The 16,108-nt window shown below is 54.0% G+C and carries 18 protein-coding genes and 1 pseudogene; 5 read left to right on the top strand and 14 right to left on the bottom strand.

Features of this window, described 5'->3' with window-relative positions; all coding sequences use genetic code 11:
* Positions 1-150: 150 nt before the first annotated feature.
* From RX972_RS00910 to RX972_RS00940, 7 genes and pseudogenes are all read right to left on the bottom strand, one after another.
* On the bottom strand, positions 151-3,570 hold the full coding sequence (locus RX972_RS00910) for a PAS domain S-box protein (RefSeq protein WP_316872239.1): 3,420 nt from the start codon (positions 3,568-3,570) through the stop codon (positions 151-153).
* A 218-nt stretch (positions 3,571-3,788) separates the two neighbouring features.
* Positions 3,789-4,352, bottom strand: coding sequence for a type 1 glutamine amidotransferase domain-containing protein (locus tag RX972_RS00915; protein WP_316872189.1), 564 nt, complete (start codon positions 4,350-4,352; stop codon positions 3,789-3,791).
* Positions 4,353-4,803: 451 nt separating this feature from the next.
* A complete protein-coding gene (locus RX972_RS00920) occupies positions 4,804-4,959 on the bottom strand; it encodes a hypothetical protein (RefSeq protein WP_080238097.1) in 156 nt (51 codons plus the stop codon).
* Positions 4,960-5,168: 209 nt separating this feature from the next.
* Positions 5,169-5,528, bottom strand: a complete 360-nt coding sequence (locus RX972_RS00925) for a hypothetical protein (RefSeq protein ID WP_316872192.1) — start codon at positions 5,526-5,528, stop codon at positions 5,169-5,171.
* 148 nt (positions 5,529-5,676) lie between these two features.
* Positions 5,677-5,976, bottom strand: coding sequence for a hypothetical protein (locus RX972_RS00930; RefSeq protein ID WP_316872193.1), 300 nt, complete (start codon positions 5,974-5,976; stop codon positions 5,677-5,679).
* Between the two features lie 178 nt (positions 5,977-6,154).
* A pseudogene (locus RX972_RS00935) lies at positions 6,155-6,241 on the bottom strand (transposase); the annotation flags it as partial.
* A 173-nt stretch (positions 6,242-6,414) separates the two neighbouring features.
* Positions 6,415-7,209, bottom strand: coding sequence for a sel1 repeat family protein (locus RX972_RS00940; protein ID WP_316872194.1), 795 nt, complete (start codon positions 7,207-7,209; stop codon positions 6,415-6,417).
* A gap of 456 nt (positions 7,210-7,665) precedes the next feature.
* Here RX972_RS00940 and RX972_RS00945 point away from each other — a divergent pair, with 456 nt between their 5' ends.
* Positions 7,666-8,115 carry a hypothetical protein gene (locus tag RX972_RS00945; RefSeq protein WP_316872195.1) on the top strand — a complete coding sequence of 150 codons (450 nt, stop codon included), beginning with the start codon at positions 7,666-7,668 and terminating at the stop codon, positions 8,113-8,115.
* A gap of 119 nt (positions 8,116-8,234) precedes the next feature.
* Here RX972_RS00945 and RX972_RS00950 read toward each other — a convergent pair whose 3' ends face one another.
* The 4 genes from RX972_RS00950 to RX972_RS00965 all read right to left on the bottom strand — a co-directional run bounded on the left by RX972_RS00950 (position 8,235) and on the right by RX972_RS00965 (position 10,131).
* Entirely contained in the window at positions 8,235-8,648 is a 414-nt protein-coding gene (locus RX972_RS00950) for a hypothetical protein (RefSeq protein WP_263268479.1), read from the bottom strand.
* Between the two features lie 109 nt (positions 8,649-8,757).
* Positions 8,758-9,183 carry a hypothetical protein gene (locus RX972_RS00955; RefSeq protein ID WP_263268481.1) on the bottom strand — a complete coding sequence of 142 codons (426 nt, stop codon included), beginning with the start codon at positions 9,181-9,183 and terminating at the stop codon, positions 8,758-8,760.
* Positions 9,184-9,427: 244 nt separating this feature from the next.
* Positions 9,428-9,787, bottom strand: coding sequence for an ASCH domain-containing protein (locus RX972_RS00960; RefSeq protein WP_316872196.1), 360 nt, complete (start codon positions 9,785-9,787; stop codon positions 9,428-9,430).
* 50 nt (positions 9,788-9,837) lie between these two features.
* Complete coding sequence (locus RX972_RS00965; RefSeq protein WP_316872197.1) at positions 9,838-10,131, bottom strand: hypothetical protein; 294 nt, start codon at positions 10,129-10,131, stop codon at positions 9,838-9,840.
* A gap of 394 nt (positions 10,132-10,525) precedes the next feature.
* On the opposite strand from RX972_RS00965, the gene RX972_RS00970 reads away from it, so the two are divergent.
* Together RX972_RS00970 and RX972_RS00975 are read left to right on the top strand one after the other, a co-directional pair.
* Positions 10,526-11,110 carry an imm11 family protein gene (locus RX972_RS00970; RefSeq protein ID WP_316872199.1) on the top strand — a complete coding sequence of 195 codons (585 nt, stop codon included), beginning with the start codon at positions 10,526-10,528 and terminating at the stop codon, positions 11,108-11,110.
* A 410-nt stretch (positions 11,111-11,520) separates the two neighbouring features.
* The gene (locus RX972_RS00975; RefSeq protein ID WP_231675269.1) at positions 11,521-11,865 is read left to right on the top strand and encodes a hypothetical protein; all 345 of its coding nucleotides are present in this window, start codon (positions 11,521-11,523) and stop codon (positions 11,863-11,865) included.
* A 231-nt stretch (positions 11,866-12,096) separates the two neighbouring features.
* On the opposite strand, the gene RX972_RS00980 is transcribed toward RX972_RS00975, so the two are convergent.
* Positions 12,097-12,576 (bottom strand): DUF6882 domain-containing protein, encoded by a 480-nt coding sequence (locus tag RX972_RS00980; RefSeq protein WP_316872200.1) that lies wholly within the window; start codon positions 12,574-12,576, stop codon positions 12,097-12,099.
* A 243-nt stretch (positions 12,577-12,819) separates the two neighbouring features.
* The gene (locus RX972_RS00985; RefSeq protein WP_316872201.1) at positions 12,820-13,260 is read right to left on the bottom strand and encodes a hypothetical protein; all 441 of its coding nucleotides are present in this window, start codon (positions 13,258-13,260) and stop codon (positions 12,820-12,822) included.
* 144 nt (positions 13,261-13,404) lie between these two features.
* Between RX972_RS00985 and RX972_RS00990 the strand changes: the two genes are divergently transcribed.
* Both RX972_RS00990 and RX972_RS00995 read left to right on the top strand, forming a co-directional pair.
* Complete coding sequence (locus tag RX972_RS00990) at positions 13,405-14,175, top strand: SDR family NAD(P)-dependent oxidoreductase (RefSeq protein WP_316872202.1); 771 nt, start codon at positions 13,405-13,407, stop codon at positions 14,173-14,175.
* 43 nt (positions 14,176-14,218) lie between these two features.
* A complete protein-coding gene (locus RX972_RS00995) occupies positions 14,219-14,938 on the top strand; it encodes a hypothetical protein (RefSeq protein ID WP_316872203.1) in 720 nt (239 codons plus the stop codon).
* A gap of 372 nt (positions 14,939-15,310) precedes the next feature.
* Here RX972_RS00995 and RX972_RS01000 read toward each other — a convergent pair whose 3' ends face one another.
* Positions 15,311-16,099, bottom strand: coding sequence for a hypothetical protein (locus RX972_RS01000; RefSeq protein WP_316872204.1), 789 nt, complete (start codon positions 16,097-16,099; stop codon positions 15,311-15,313).
* Positions 16,100-16,108 lie beyond the last annotated feature (9 nt).

Below are 16,108 nucleotides of genomic sequence, written 5' to 3' on the forward strand. Positions count from 1 at the left end.
AAGGCTGCGAAACATTTCTCCTGATACACCTCGATCGCAGCCTTCGGCAGCTCCTACAGGTCCTGTGTTTGCCGCGAGACAGCGCGGTGATATGGAAACAGGGCCAGCTTGGCTGCCAGGTCTGTCGATTGCCCAAGCTCCATAACCTCCTCAGGATTCGTCACCGAGCCGGGACAGGCTTGCCGCGAGTTCATCCTTGCGAAACGGTTTGGAAAGCCGCGGAATATCGGCATCAAGCCCCTCACGCTCGGCATAGCCGGAGACCAGGAGGATTGCAGTCCCGGGCCGGGAAGTTCGGACTACTCTGGCCAGATCGGTGCCACTGATACCAGGCATCAGGTGGTCTGTGACGAGCAGGTTGAAGGGCTGCCCGGCGTCCAGCAGTTGTAAGGCCTCCTCGCCCGATGCCGCCTCGATTACCCGGTAGCCCAGGTCCGTCAGCATGTACGAGGTGCTTGCGCGTACAAGTTCTTCATCGTCAACCAGAAGCGCAATGCCACGCACCGATTGCCGCTCTGGAGCTTCAACAACGCGCAAGGCTGTTGCCGGTACGGTCATGCTGCGCGGAAGCCACAGCTCCACGTTCGTTCCAAGACCAGGCAAGCTTTGAATCGTAAGCGCACCGTTCAACTGGGATGCCAGTCCATGCACCATCGAGAGGCCGAGACCCGTTCCTTTCCCGACGCCTTTGGTCGAAAAGAACGGCTCCACCGCCCGGGCGAGCGTCGCCGCGTCCATCCCCGTGCCGGTGTCAGCGACGGACAGACACAGGTATTCGCCGCTCGGAAGCCTCGAGCGGTGACCGCTACTGACTAACTCAGTACTCGCGGATATGCGCATCGTTCCTCCTTCAAGCATCGCATCGCGCGCGTTCACGGAGAGATTCAGAAGTGCCATTTCGAGCTGGTTCGGATCCGCCATCGCCGCAGGCAGGTTCTCCGGGGCGTCGACAACGACCTTGATTTGCGGACCGGTGGTGCTGGCGACGAGATCGCCCATGTCGCTGACCAGCTTTGCCACGTCGACCGGAACCGCTTGAAGCGGTTGGCGACGCGCGAAGGCAAGCAACCTTTGCACGAGGGTTTTCGCACGATCCGCTGATTGCAGCGCACCGGAGATCAGCCGCTGCTCTCGCTCGCCGCCCACGCCTCTGCGCTGGAGCATGTCCAACGTGCCAACGATCGGTGTCAGCAGGTTGTTAAAGTCATGAGCCACGCCGCCGGTAAGCTGACCCATTGCTTCCATCTTCTGACTCTGACGCAACGCCTGCTGGACTTCTTCCCGCTCAGCGATGGCCTGGGAAATCCTCGCTTCGAGCGTGGCGTTGAGTTCGCGCAGTTCCTCCTCGGCGGCCTTGCGGGCGGTGACATCAACCACGGTGCCGGTAAAACGCAGACAGCGATTGGACGAATTGAATACAGCCCGGCCCTTGGCCGCTATCCAGCGGACAATGCCATCCTCGCGGCCAATCGTGCGGTAGTCCACTTCGTAAAGAGCGCGCTGCTCTGGATCGACGGCCGCTGCGAAGGCCTCAGTCGTTGCTTCTCGATCTTCCGGATGCAAACCGTCATAGAAGTGTTGCAACGTGACCGGCACATCAGCCGAAATGCCGAACATGGCCTTGGTCTGTGGCGGCCAGATGAGCGTTTGATGAACGATATCCACGTCCCAGAAGCCAATGTCAGCGTTTTCCACGGCAAGGCGCAGTCGCTCCTCGCTCTCGCGCAGACGCATCTCGGCACCTACCCGCTCAACATGCGCCCAGCAGCGCTCGACGACTTCCCTGACCAGGGATATTTCGGACGGTTGCCAGTCCCGAGGCTGATCCTGATGAACCGCCATCATTGCCGTCAGCCGGCCGTCCTTCACAAGCGGGCAACAAATGATCGCGTCCACACCAATGGATAGAAAGGTCTCAAGGCCCGCGCCACGGTTCAGTTCTGCGACAACATCACGTATGACCAACGTGCGGCCCGCGCGCATATCTTGCGCAGCACGAGATCCAAAAAGGTCGAGGCTATAGGCTCCAACCGAACTCTGGATGCCGGGCGCATTGTAATCACTGCGAATCCAGAACCGGTCGTGGTCGATATCCACATCCGCGTAGGCGCAGCGCGAAATGTTCAGCCTCCGACCGAGCAGCTCGGTCGCGGCAAGCAGCGCGTCTTCGGCATGCTGGATATTGAAGAGCCGGTTGTCGAGTTCATCAAAAAAACGCAGTCGCGAAGCACTGTCTTGCAGTGCCGCTTCAGCCTGATGCTCGGCCGTGCGGTCGCGGAAGATTTTCACAAAACCGCCATGATCCATGGCGAGCGGCATCATCAATCCCGAACCCCAGAAGCGTGTACCGTTTTTGCGGACGTGCCAGCGCTCGTTGACGGCTCGCCCCTGTTCACCAGCAACTTTTAGCTCGTTGTGGAACACTCGCTCGGCCTGGTCCATGTCCGTATAGAAAAAGTCGCCCTTGCGACCTACTACTTCCTCGGCATCGTAGCCGACCACACGCTGGGCACCGATATTCCAGCTCGTTACCATGCCTTGCGCATCGAAGGTGATAATCGCGAAGTCCTCTGCGCCCTCAACGATCTGGCAGTATCGCGCCTCACTGAGCCGGATAGCGGCCTTCGCCCGCGCACGATGCACAACGAGACCCACCGTCTGGACAACGAAGTCGACGATCTGGGTATCTGCCAACAGGGGTTTGCGCGGTTCATGGTGGTACATGACAAAAGCGCCGAGCACGTCGCCCTGCGCCGAACGGATCGGGAATGACCAGCAGGCGTGCAGGCCGTGTTCAATGGCTTTCTCCCGGAAACCGGCCCACAGCGGGTCGTTCGCAATGTCGGACATGGGCACTGGCTCGCGCCGAAAAGCCGCAGAACTGCCGTAGCTCGAGCTCTGGCCGACAATGACGCCCTCCATGTCGGCATTGAATGCACCGGGAAGACTCGGGCCTGCGCAATGCTGCAGCTGCTGACCGTCTTCATCCAGCAGCAGAATACTTCCCAGGAAACGGGACGTGGAAAGCGCTTCCACCTCGCGCACGATCGCATCAAGTGCGACATTGAGAGGAGTCTCTTCGACGGCCAGTTTCAGGATACGGTTCTGTGCATCGCCCAGCGCGGCCGCGCGATTGCGTGCCTCAGTGAGGCGCGCATTCTCGATGGCAATAGTCGCCAGACGCGCCAGACTTTCCAGCCGTTTGATCGTATCCAGGTCGTGGGTGCGGACCTCCGACCAGTAAGCGCCCAGCGCCGCGACCGAAACCGGTCGTCCGATCGGTACCATCACCATGCTGCGGACAAAAGTCGGCGAGTAGGCGTCTTGAGGAATGCGCGGGTCGAGCCGGACATCGGGAATGGCGACCGTCTCGCCATGGTGCATGACCCAGCCCGAAATACAGTGGTCAGCCGGGAAAGTCAGGCCTTCCCACAACGGAGAAACTGCGTCTTCCGCCACATAAGAACAACGCCCGTCATGCTCAATAACGACCGCTACGCCCTCTGCTCCGACAGCGGCACGCGCCGTGTCCCGAAGCACGGCAACGACCTCTTCCACCGATGCCGCCATAACCAGTCGCTCACTGGCATCCAGCACATGGGACAAGCGTTCATCAACGCCTGGAGCTATCGGAACAGATGGCAAACGAATCTCCCACCGACGGCCACAGAATCGCTCTTCCACGGACGGGTTCAAAATGAATGATGCTAAAAAGACATTATATATAGCATCCCGTCTCGATATGCAGAAATGCGACCATCGAGCATCACGTTAAAGAACTTCCAGCCTTAAGCTGCCTCAAGCGCCGCAGCAATAGCCTCGTTGAAAGCTGGGATATCATCCGGAGTACGCGAAGTAATCAGCGTCCATCCATTGGCCGGGCATTGCTTGACCTCGGCATCGACCCAACCGGCAGCACCGGCATTTTCCAGATCAAGCTTGACGCTCGGGTACGAGGTGAGGGTCTTGCCAGTGATCACACCGGCGTTGATCAACAACCACGGCCCGTGACAAATCGCAGCGATGACCTTGCCTGCATCAGCGAACTCCTTGACCAGACGCTGAGCGTTTTCATCCAGTCGCAGCGTATCGGCATTGACCGTACCGCCTGGAATCACCAACGCATCAAAATCCGACGCTTTAAGCCCGGCCAGCGCAGTCTGGGATTCAACCGTGCGATCTTTCTCAGTGTCCTGAACGAAAGTCTGAGCAGTCCCGCCGTCACTCGAACCATGGGTGACCGAAGCCCCTTGGGCCTTGAGCGCTTCTAGCGGTTTAATCAGCTCGTCCCGCTCGATCCCTGTATTGGAGGTGATGAACAGTACTTTTTTGCCTTCCAGTTGATTACTCATGGTGGTTACTCCGCCCTCTTATCAAGGTGATCAATTCATGCGTGCGAATGGTGATTCATCCGACGCGTTGAAGATGGGAGGTCGGACCGGTTTTGAAAGTTCAGCTGGATTTTGTGTTGGTGCCGGCTGAGTAGGCGGTACTGACACGACGCTATCGTGCAGTGAACACAAAACCCTTTGTGGGGGCCGGGCTTGCCCGCGATGCATGAGACACAGCCAGAAGGCAGACCGCGTCATCGTTTATCGCGGGCAAGCCCAGCTCCCACAGGATTTTGGAATGAGCATTACATCTTGAGCGTCTTTACAAAAAATCATGAATCAACAGCGGCTTCTCAGTCGCAAAAGTTGACTCATGAACAGCGCTACCACGCAGCGCAGAATACTTCGATAGCGACAGCTAACTTCAGCCAGCGCCGTCAATTGCAGCTACCACGGCAGATAAGTGTCAGGCTCAAGCCTGCTCATCTTGCTCGTCTTCATCATGCTTGAGCGCAGGCTTCATACCTGGCTGAGGTGCGTGCTCGGCATTCGGGGCGATTTCTTCGCCGTGATTCTTTTTCTCTTGTTGAACTTTTTTGTCGTGGGCAACGTTGCGTGGGTCGGTCATGGGATTTCCTTGATTGGGCAGTGATTCAAATACCCATCGACGCGAAAGCTGAATCTGAGCGCCCGGGCAAGATTTGGAGTTCGCTGGGAATAGAGCGTTCAGTGCAATTCAAACCTTTAACGGCCGAGCAATGCGAGGAGAGTAAAAGCGTCTAAGAACGAAGCCATCAGGATCGGAAACGAATAAATCAGCAATGCTGACGCAGGACACTAGTAGTACCCAAGGGTTTGCAACGTTCTGGCAAGACTCAGTACAGGTTGTAATTTTTCATCAAGCAACGTCCACCACTCGTGCTCAACCCACTCACCTGTCTCTGTCTGGTGCATGGGAGGTATCCATTCTTTATGTCGATTGAAAACATCCGGGATGGCTCGCCCAAGGGCCGATAGTTGATTTTGGGTAAAACCCTCTTTTTGAAGCTCAACAACCTTCGCGAGCGCCAGACGATAATCCTCAACGTAAGTCATCGCCGGAGTAGAACCAGCGACCCGTATCAATTCGGGCAGTACTGACTCCAGTTCCTTGAGCTGACTCAACCTGTTCGCGTTCGTATAACGGTATTCGGCCATTGTGATTCCCTGCTATCTGTTGGGTAGCGGCACCAAGAGGCTCTCTTGAAGCCGCGCGACCAGCGGCTTCCCGAGAGCCTCAACCACTATGTCAGCGATACCAATCCGGTGCGCTTAGTCGATGAACTCGTCAGGCTTTTTAACCCACTCAAAGTAGCTCGTCCTTCAGCAGCTGCTTGATCAGTCGTTCCGTCTCATACATTTCGGCAAGAAATTCCTGATCATGATGACTGGTGGTTTCCAGGTAGCCCCGCGTGCAGTTCAAGAGCCCCTTCAAGCTCGCCTCCAGTTTTTGTTTTGAGCCGGTCCCGATTAGCGCCAGACTTGCCTCGTACCGCTTCAAGTAATCAGCTACGACGACTTCATCAGACGCACTGCACTTGTCTCGAAGTGCAGCAATCGTTTTTTCGATTTGCTGGTTCACACTCCGCAAGCTGTCTGAAATCACCTTTTACTCCCGTTGCTATTCACCGAGCGGTGCCTGGATTTTATAGAGACAGATGAACGACAGGTTATGGTCGGGAGCGCTCTTCATTCGCCAGGCGGTTTGTGGCCGATTTCTGTCTCTCACGAAGGTTTGCAATCGGCTCGAAGCAGTCACTCAGATCTCAGCAAGCTTTCCAGGCTAAACGCAACGCCACATCAGCAACATGAAAATCGCGTTCGGTGAGTTGCTTGACTGCTTCAATCTTGAATTTTTCGGGGTAACGCCGATTTCTGTAGGCACCTCCTGATGGGCATGATTATGAGGCCTATCTACAAACCCAGCGGAGACTCACAACATCAACCCAAAGACAAAACAGGGCGGATTGGTTTAAGCGACAGCCGAATTAACAACTGAAATAAATCCGCCCCCTTTTCGGTCTCGGCAAATGGTTCTAGCACTTCAATTCAAACCGACTTTGACAGAACGCTCGGACGACCAGGATTTCTGGCCTGACGGCAATATCGGCTCGGCAGGAATTCGATATTGCCCGAACTCCTTGACTACGGCCTGGTCGACGTCAGCGTTGCCCGAACTTTCGATCAATACGATTTGTGGCACATTCGAACCAGATTTTCCTTGTACTTGCAGAGTCACCGGTTTACTGACGCTGCCGTGTTGGACTTGCTGATTTAAGGCAAACTCGGTGTACATTGTCAGGCGATTGAGACTCTTGCGACTGGTATCAGTCCAGACCTCGCTATAGCGCTGGATCTGTTCAGTCGTTAGCACCAGTCCTTTGGCGCGGATACGCTGAATGCCCTTCCAAGAGACATCACCGGCATTCTGGCTGGCCTCCACGTAATACATCATTGCCCCGAACAAGTCCTGCGAGCCACCGCGACCCTCCTCCATCAATCTGGCCAATGCGAGTTTACTTTTATCGCTGTCGCTGTTGGTCAGTGCCAACTGATAAAGCCGTCGCGCTTCGGCATCGTCAGGCGCCTGCCCGTGGCCGTTCTCGGCCATGAGTGCCAGTTTCTCGTTACCGACGCCATCCACGGCGGCGACGGACTCATAGAGCGATCTAGCCTTGCCAAAATCTTGCGGCAGGCCGCCACGACCGAACTCATACAAACTACCGAGAGTGGTCTTACAGCGCACGTTGCCGTTATCACTGGCGTTACGAATGTATTGAACCTCGTCCGCGGTGGGGTCCTTAGCGCCCTCAAACAGCATACATTGGACGTTGGCCATACTATTTTCCATGAGGCTTGGTGGCCTTGAGGTTTGACACCCTGCGATGAGCCCCGTGATTGCCAGTACAACAACCGCCTTTTTCATGTGATGCATCCGTGAAATCCTGAGGGTTTAAGTATGATCATTATCAAGGCACGCAGCGTTGCTGATAGATCGAATGAGATTGACGTCGCATGGTTTACCAGATCATCTCTGCATGAACGCATTCACGATCAATTGCGACCTCCAATATGACCACTCATTTCTACCGCAGTACTGTCACTGGATCGACCAAAGTAGAGACATCAGCGACTACCTGTCCACAGTCTGCTGCTCGCAACCACAAGCGGAAATTTGTTGGATAAGTTAACGCTCTCCACAGCGGTTGAGGCCGCAGCAAGATTTGTGGCGTCCTACCGTTTCTTTAGATTTTAGCTCACGATATAGGGCCAAGCGCTGATCGATGGAGCCAATATGCGTATTACCCAAGATTTCCGCTCAGACGAAATTCTCAGGCTTGAGCATCTCTTGGAGGGCTTCAACTATTCCGTTTGGGTTAACACCTACGGACCTTTTGATCTAAGCAGAACGCTTCAGGAGCAACTGTCCCATTGCACTGGTAACGAAGTAATCATTGGTGGCCAGTCCTGCGTAACTGCAAGCGAAGCCCGCCGCGAGATTACTGAGAACCTGCTGCACCTGGGGGATGGCGGTTATGGTCCAGTAGATCTAACAGCAAAGCGCTCAGAAATAATGATCCTCCTTGAGGCCCTACTCACGTATGTGCACCTCGACCAAGCCAGCGCCATAACTTCCTTCTGGCTAACCGAAGGCCATCCGGCGTACCCGGTATTCTGGGACTTCTCTTTCGATATTCAGGGGTATGGGAAAAGATGGATTCTGATGGCCAGCAGCAGCGACTAGGCTAAGAAGGTCTGACCTTCAAACTCCCTTTTGGCAGGGCAAGCTCTTAATGATCGCTTTGGGTCGAAAGCCGTCGGTCGCGACAGGCGATCCGAAGTGGAGGTTGGAAGGTAGGCCGTTCAAAAAATTATTTCACACCGTGCCTCGACGGCCTGCACTCGTAGTGTCAGACCCGACTCGAACCGCATGACAAGGTGATGATCTGGCTGGATGTTGTCCGTGAGGTAAAAGGCTTGTGTATCGGCTTCCGGATCCACCGTTCCAATTGACTGAATAACACTGCTGTCGTCGTCAATTGGATTTGCATTACCCCCACTCGCTGAAAAGTACTCGACGTCATGGAATCTGAAAGTAATTTTGCGTGCTTCTTCGATCGGCACCCACGCGTCAGTCCGTCGAATAAAGCTGAGTACAACCGATCGATCCAATACATCGTAATTGATGGCGCTGGCTTGGTAGAAGTTATGCAGATCGTAAGCGCGACCGTTAGTCTCAACCTCGATATGACCGAATACGAAACCTTGGAATAGCATGAGTTGACTCTAATAATTATCAGTAAGCGTGCATCGTACTGCGTAGATGCAATGATCGCTATCCGAGTGCATTCGGCCCCAAAGGCGGTCGCTAATTGCCAGGTGAAGGCTAAAGAATCTGATCACCTATCACTACGATGGATGCTCCGAAGGTTACGTCAGATAGCCGGGTAACCTCAGCCAATGCCCGTAAAGGGGCAGGCAAATCGAAAAGTGTCCGTGGATTCAGTGGCCGGTATTGCAACTCATACCCCCTCAAGGCCTGTCCGGAATCGCGATGAACGTCCGACCAGTCGTATGCAAAGAATCCACGTTTGGCAAATTCAACGAAGGCGTTTGCGCCAGCTTGGGCACTGGCCCGATATACATCGGACACCTTCGGCAATGAAAGGACAAATTCTTCGGAGTTTTCGACGGAGGGCAGAGCGGAATCAGGAACCGGCCCGGGGCCGCCCGTAGTGAAGAGCGCAACCTGCCCGAGGGCGTCGGTGGCGACCCATCCAACATCACAATCCTGAAGAACGAAGGTAGTCACTATTTGCACCTACTTTAGAAAAGAGTCGAGGTCATTTCCCAACTCTACTTGCCAGCCCTGAATGTGTAAAAGCGCGTCAGCAAATTCTCAAAGCGTGAAGAAACTCGATGGGTTTATTTCCGAGTTTTGACCAATTGCTACCAGCCACGACAGGCAGGAATCGGCCAATTGCAGCCATCGGGATCTAGTGATTGAGGTGAGTGAAACGGTCATGCTCAGATGAACATAAACGCTCCACTACACCTCAGCTCCCTAATACACATAGCTGGCCAAGCTGGCCAAGGTTCTTGGTCTGCTCAGGTGTGTAATGCTCAACGACCTGAACCGTGTCGGACAATTGAATACAAGGGTAGTGCTCCCGCATCCCCTCGAGCATAACCATTGGCGGCCACGTGGCCTCCATGCCACAGAACGCGGCCGCCTCGTTCAAAGGCATGTACGTGCAACGGGTGACCCACACGACAGTCGTTTGACCAGGCTTTCCTTCGCACACATAACGCAAATAGCCAGGAACTATGTGCGATTCGCCGAAGCGGATCGTTGACCTCTTGTTTCCATTTAGCAAATCAGGGAAAAGTCGAGAGACCACCATTAATGTTTGCATGCTTGACTCCTTCATAAGCACATCAAGCGGTGCCGGGCACGGAGGCAGATTTAAAAAAGCTTCTCTACCAAAACTGTAGTCGCGTGGATCGCCATATCTCCAAAATCACCCTCAAGGAATAAAACATTCTCAACAATGTTTATCCCTTCAAGCTCTCCAAGTCCCCTTGAATCCTTAACATCAAGAGCGCCAAGCCTGATGGTGAGCTCAGTACCGTCGACGTTCCATGCCATCAGCTTGTATTTGGTCTCGTCGTCCGCACTAACAACCATCTCGAAATATCGATGGGCCTGATCCACTGTGATCGACAAGACGTTGCTTTGTTCGAGCGCTTGAACATCCATGGCGAGGCTACTTTTGCTTAAAGCCGCATCCTACTACGGCAGATGCTTGCCTTGGAATATTCTCGCCCCGGTCTTCGGCTCGAATGAATGCGGTTGAGATAGCAGTAGATGTTGTGCCTAGGCCTAGATGTTCACCCTGGATAAAGTGCTTCATGGGCGATCCCCGCGATAAAAGCCTCATAAATCACAGCAAGGGATCACGGAGTCGGTTCTACATACGCAGGTGGCTGAACAGAAATCGGTAATCTATCTGCTGTGCCTGACAGCCATAACCTTGAGACAATTACGGCGGTGGAGCGCAGCATGAAAATGATCTAGGGGCTGATCAAGTTGAATTGGCAAAATACGGATCCGAGACCTAAAGGTACCCGATCTACTCGTTAGGAGATGTGCCATGCAATATTATGTTCTTCGACATGAAGGGACAGCCGACAGCCTCGTCGATGCGGATGTTGAGTTCGTCCCTAGGCTTCCAGAGTACTATCAGGTGGGCAAGAAGTTTTCTTTGGCCGAAACCAGGGTTAAGCTGAAGTTAGATAAGCGTGTGAAAAAGCTAAAGGCGGATTTCTTTCTTGCAACTTGCGGTGCTTTTTTCGTGTCGGAGCCATTGAAAGAAATACTGAGCAGCCATAAGGTTGCCCTGGATTTTCTCATGGTAAATTCCAGCTATTTCAATGGAAGCGCAACGGAAAATAGATATTTCCTGGCTCATGCTGAAAACAAGTTGATCTGTTTTGATTATCTCAATTCCGAGTACTCAGGAAAACCCATGATTTTAGACAGGATTGCAAACGGCGAGCTGTCTACGGATTATCAGGTCAGGGGTATAAAAAAATTATGCATCAATGAACAAGAAGTCAAAGGGTTGGACTTTTTCTTTGTTGATAAAATTATATGGATTGATCCTCTCATCTCCGAAACGGTTGTAAATGCTGCAAGGGACAGTGGAATTCGACTGAATGTGGAGAAGATTTGCTAGAACGATATTCTGCTGTGAAATCTTTATCACTCCGGTTCTTGTGATAAATGATTGGTGCCGTGGCTGCCAGCATTGAGTCAGCAACTTGTCGTCAGCCTATATCTGGCGCGATCAGGAGTAAAGCTATGACCCCGGGGGGCAATTTGATCGAAAAGCACATCACGTTTTCTGCCTCAAACGGCTGGTAGAGAACCGCCAAAAGCGCCCTGTCGCGATCAGAAACGTTTGACGACAACACGTCCCTCTCGCACTCTGCTTTACCCCTTTCGTTCACCAGGCTTCCCATGACACTCCCGACCGTAGTGCTGCTCGACTTCTGGCCACAGCCCAGTACGTCGCCCGAACCCGTGGTGTTCGCCACGGACACACAGCTATGTTTGCGGTACTGCGCCGATGGGGAGGAAATAGTTTTGATCCATTTTCCCTTGGTAAAAAAAATCCAGTTCGGCTGGCCAAACGATGAGGCTTTGGGCGGCCATCCATTGATTGGACTTGGCCTCAAGCAATACCAGATTCATCGGGTGGATAATTCGCCCTGGCTGGCAGAGCTTGAGCAGAGAAACGCCATTCATCCGCGACACGATAAGCGACTGTTTGTAGAAGATGCCATCCACTATGTCTTTACGTTTCAGGACTCAACTTTGGAATGCATCGTATCTGAGGGGCCGTTCTGGTATCCAAAAGTACAAGTCTTTACTTCGGAGCAGGAGGCAAGGGATGGCTGGCGCAAACTGATAAATGAAGTGGACACATGAACTCAATTGCCAGTAGCGAATGACAGCTCTGAATCGGAAGTGGTCTTACGTGAGAGGCAGAGATCGGCCAGGACCATTGGGTCCCGCGTAGAAGATTCGTCGAGCGTGGGTCGGGGCGCAAGAGCTCGCGCGTCAGGCCAAACAGATCACCTCGCTCGAATCCAACGGCATTACGGTGCACCGGTACTTTGTGTTCGCTCAAACACACCCCGTTGTCCACGCGTTCATGCATCAGAGCCTGATGCGCTTCAGCTCGGTAATTGCCAGATAAACCGTCGGACCATCAGACGAAGAAGGTGCCCGGTAGCAACCCACTGCATCCAGGTGTTGAACCGCAAAGGCAGCAAGCTCCCAAGCCATGGCTTCGTCCTCGACAGGAAACGCCTCTTCGTTGCCAAACAGTTGAAAACCCGTAATGGCTTCCAGCTCCTTGAGCGGCAACGCCCGATCGCGAAGGGCGTCAGGCACGGTTGGATTACTCCAAGCCCATTTCCAGCTTGAGTGCTTTGGTACAAAGGAGCCGATATTGATAATCAGCGCTTCGGCGACCTTCCTGTCCTGCTCATCGAAAAAACTGAGAGAGGCGGTGTCCTGATCAAGCCACCAGCGCGCCATGCCACCCAACCCATACTGTTGCTGTAATGCTTCCTGCTTGCTCATCAACCCGGCTATGGCCGTTTCAAGCAGCACGTCAAAAGTGTCTTCCGACATCAATTCTTCCTTGTTCATTACGGCCCGTGCGCGCCTTTGAGCCCGGACATCCATACGTGATATTTGAGCGATTTCTGCCTTATTGCATCGTCTGCTTTCGGGCCTATAGGCATAACCTACGGATATCGACCATTTGCTGCCTGTCACTGAAAGGCTACCCGTAAGGCAAGGCGAGTGCCGAGCGACTCATTGCGCGGATAAACCAGCGTTCAGTTGAGTCGCACGCTCCTCCAGAGTAAGCAGTCAGTAAAGGCCTGTGGCGCTATCAGGTTCGAATACCGGAACCTGGTGCACGCTGACCATGTTGTAGTTGAGCATGAAGCCGACGCCGCCCTCGGACTCCATCACTTCAGCCACCCAACCAATAGGGTTGATGAACAATGAGTTGTCGTGGTTCAGCACGCCGACCGCCGCAGTGGTCTCATCATAATCCCAAACGACATCGCCCCAGTGCCAGCCCTGCCCTTCTACGTACTGTTGGCCGAGCAACGCGCCAAGCGCGAATATTTCGCCTTCGGGCAACGTTGTGCCACTCGCTTTGCACTCACGTACCCGCGCCGTAATTGCCTCAACCACGTCAGCCGGAGCATGATCCGGAGTAAGGTTCAGTAAGCCGAGCCCCTGATGGATCAACCCTTTGAGCTCCTCTGCCAAATGGGCAGGCACCTTGCTGATTTCAGCCATTTCTATTCCTTCATTTAAAAAACTGCATCCAGGTTCAATAATATAGTGGCACAACGTATTGGGTTTTGACTTGTCAGCTTCATTAGCTCATTAACGGAAACTGAGTCATAAACAATACTTCAGCCATGCCCCTCAAGGTGCCTTATGAGTTTGATACCCGAACTGAACAGCGAAGCTCACGTGCTGGTTTGCGGAGCCAGCCGAGGTATCGGCCTGGCACTGTGCGCGGCTTTGCTGGCTCGCGATGATGTGGCTCAAGTCTGGGCCGTAGCGCGAAAGGCCAGTACCTCCACAGAGCTGGCAAAGCTTGCAGAGCAATATGGCGACCGTCTGAAACGAGCCGACTGCGACGCGCGCAATGAGCAATCCCTCGAAACACTCGTGAGCGAGACGCTTGAAGGATGCGATCATCTGCACCTCGTCATCAGTGCGCTAGGCATTCTTCATCAGGATGGCGCTAAACCAGAAAAGGGTCTGGCACAACTAACCCTTGCGAGCATGCAAGCGAGCTTTGCGACCAACACGTTTGCTCCAATCCTGCTGCTTAAACACCTGCTCCCGTTATTGCGCAAACAACCCTCGACCTTCGCGGCGCTCTCCGCGAGGGTTGGCTCTATTGGCGATAACCGCCTGGGTGGCTGGTACAGCTACAGAGCCAGTAAAGCGGCGCTCAACCAGTTGCTACACACGGCCAGTATCGAATTGAAACGCCTGAACCCTGCGTCTACTGTTCTGGCAATACACCCAGGCACGACTGACACGGATCTGTCCAAGCCATTCCAGGTGAACGTGCCTGAAGGCCAACTGTTCGAACCGGCTTTCTCGGCGGACCGCATTATTGAGTTGGTAGGAGCGCATGGACCGTCCGACAGCGGGACCTTTTGGGCGTGGAACGACCAGCCCATTGTCTGGTGAATTATTTCACTGACAACCCAAGACTATGGAGATCTATCGACGTATGAATCTGGCCCACGAAGACATCCGAGAATTTCTTACCAATGGCGTCGTTGTGGGTGATCTTCTTTTACCCACGCACTATGCCAAACCGGATCGTCTTGATGATTTTCAGGCTGGCTTCCGGACCCACGGGAATACCGGCGAAAGCCTCGTATCCGATACTGAAGGCGAATGGAATCCCGACTGGTATGTCCTTGCTCTCACAGGGCTGGATGACCCGGTTTTTATTGCCGCGACCGAAGCTTCAAGCGGCTATCCCGTCTATACCGCACCCCACGGAGCAGGCCGGTGGGACGCCATACAGATAGCGCCGAGCATTATGGCTTTTCGCCGGTTGCTGGAAAAATTAGCAGAAGTGAATGATGACACCCTCGAATTCAATCGCTTGATCATGGCGGAGATCGGCCCTGCGAATCAGTACTGGCGTGAAGTGATCGATGCTCGTCAGGAAGCAGAGCTCCTGGAGCAATCGACACCCGAAATCGGTGCCTATGATCCGGCTGATTTTGAAAGCGGCGACTTGATCGTTATTGCCTTTGGTCTCCATAAGCTCAAGATTGTTCAGCTAGTCAGCAAAGGGAGCAAATTGTCATTGAAAGAAGCACTGGCACTTGCCGACTCGCCTGAATTCAAGGCAGGAAGTGGCACCAGACTTCAACTGCGGCAATTGCATGACCGGCTGGAGGCTTTGGGCGCAACGGTCGAGTTCCGGCCTGATTGATAGCTGAGCGCGTAATGCCTCGCTTGTTTGGACGACTGCTCACTCAAACCGAACATTTCATTGCGTTCGAGATTGACACCGATATCACACACCGAGAACTTCAATCCGTTGATCGCTGGGAGGATATCTCTGCTCAGCAGGACTATTCAGTGTCGAAGAAAGGTATTGGGAAAGGCTATGGGGCTATAGCGTTGGAGGTCAGGCGACAACTTCTTTCCCTACCGCAAAAACCTGCCTTCAACGCTGCCACATGAGATCTTGTCGGAGGAGCTGACCAGAGTGTCCATAAGGTTCGCATTCGGCCAGAAACGACCGATAGAATTAGACTACCCCGAAGTCCTGTCAGAGATTATTTGCATGCTGATTGAGTGCCTAAGGTGCGGCCTGGACACCAACGCTCTTCACCACCCCCAACGCAATAATTCTGCCCTCCCGCTCCAGCAAAAAGCGTGAGCCGGTAGCCGCCGAAACCGGCGCGCCAAGTTGCAGCGACATGTCGCCGCTGTCGCCAGGGTTGAGGGTATGGGTCGACGACACCCGCCCCTGGCTAACGCGGCCGTTTATCCAGACGGTGACGGGACTGTCTTTTTGCAGCGCCAACGTCCACTTCGACTCTAGCGGCGTTAGCAGATAGATAAACGTCGCCAGTTGCTGACCGTTGATAAAAGCGAGAGATTCCTCCGGCCGATCAGGGGTGTTTTTGAGTGCAGCAAGAGCGTCGCTTAACTCATCGCCACCGCGCCACAAGGTCTTGACCGTGAACAGCGCAGCCTGATCGCCGTTCAGGTCATAGGTGCTCAGCACTGCCCGGGCCTCTTGCTCTTCCATCTTCAGCAATTCACTGTCTTTCACTCGGCCGGTGTTGACGAACAACAAAGATAGGCTGGGCACTCCCGCCTGCCGGGCGATCAGGATATGTTCACGGATAATGTGCAGCGGGCCTCGTGTTGCGTCGACCACAATCACCGCATGCTTTGCGCGCTGGGCCAGGGAGGCGATGCTTGAGGCGGAACTGCCCAGTGGCGCAGTCGCTACACTGTTCGCGCCGGAACGGCATGGCTGCGTGCATTGTTTCAGCAATAACACGCGGGCGTCGTCACCAAGCACCACGATATCGGGGAACGTGTTGCTCCATGTGGGCAGGGAAAACATGAGTAGCATGCAGGCGAT

The organism is Pseudomonas syringae group sp. J309-1 (assembly GCF_032582135.1).
GTDB lineage: Bacteria > Pseudomonadota > Gammaproteobacteria > Pseudomonadales > Pseudomonadaceae > Aquipseudomonas > Aquipseudomonas quasicaspiana.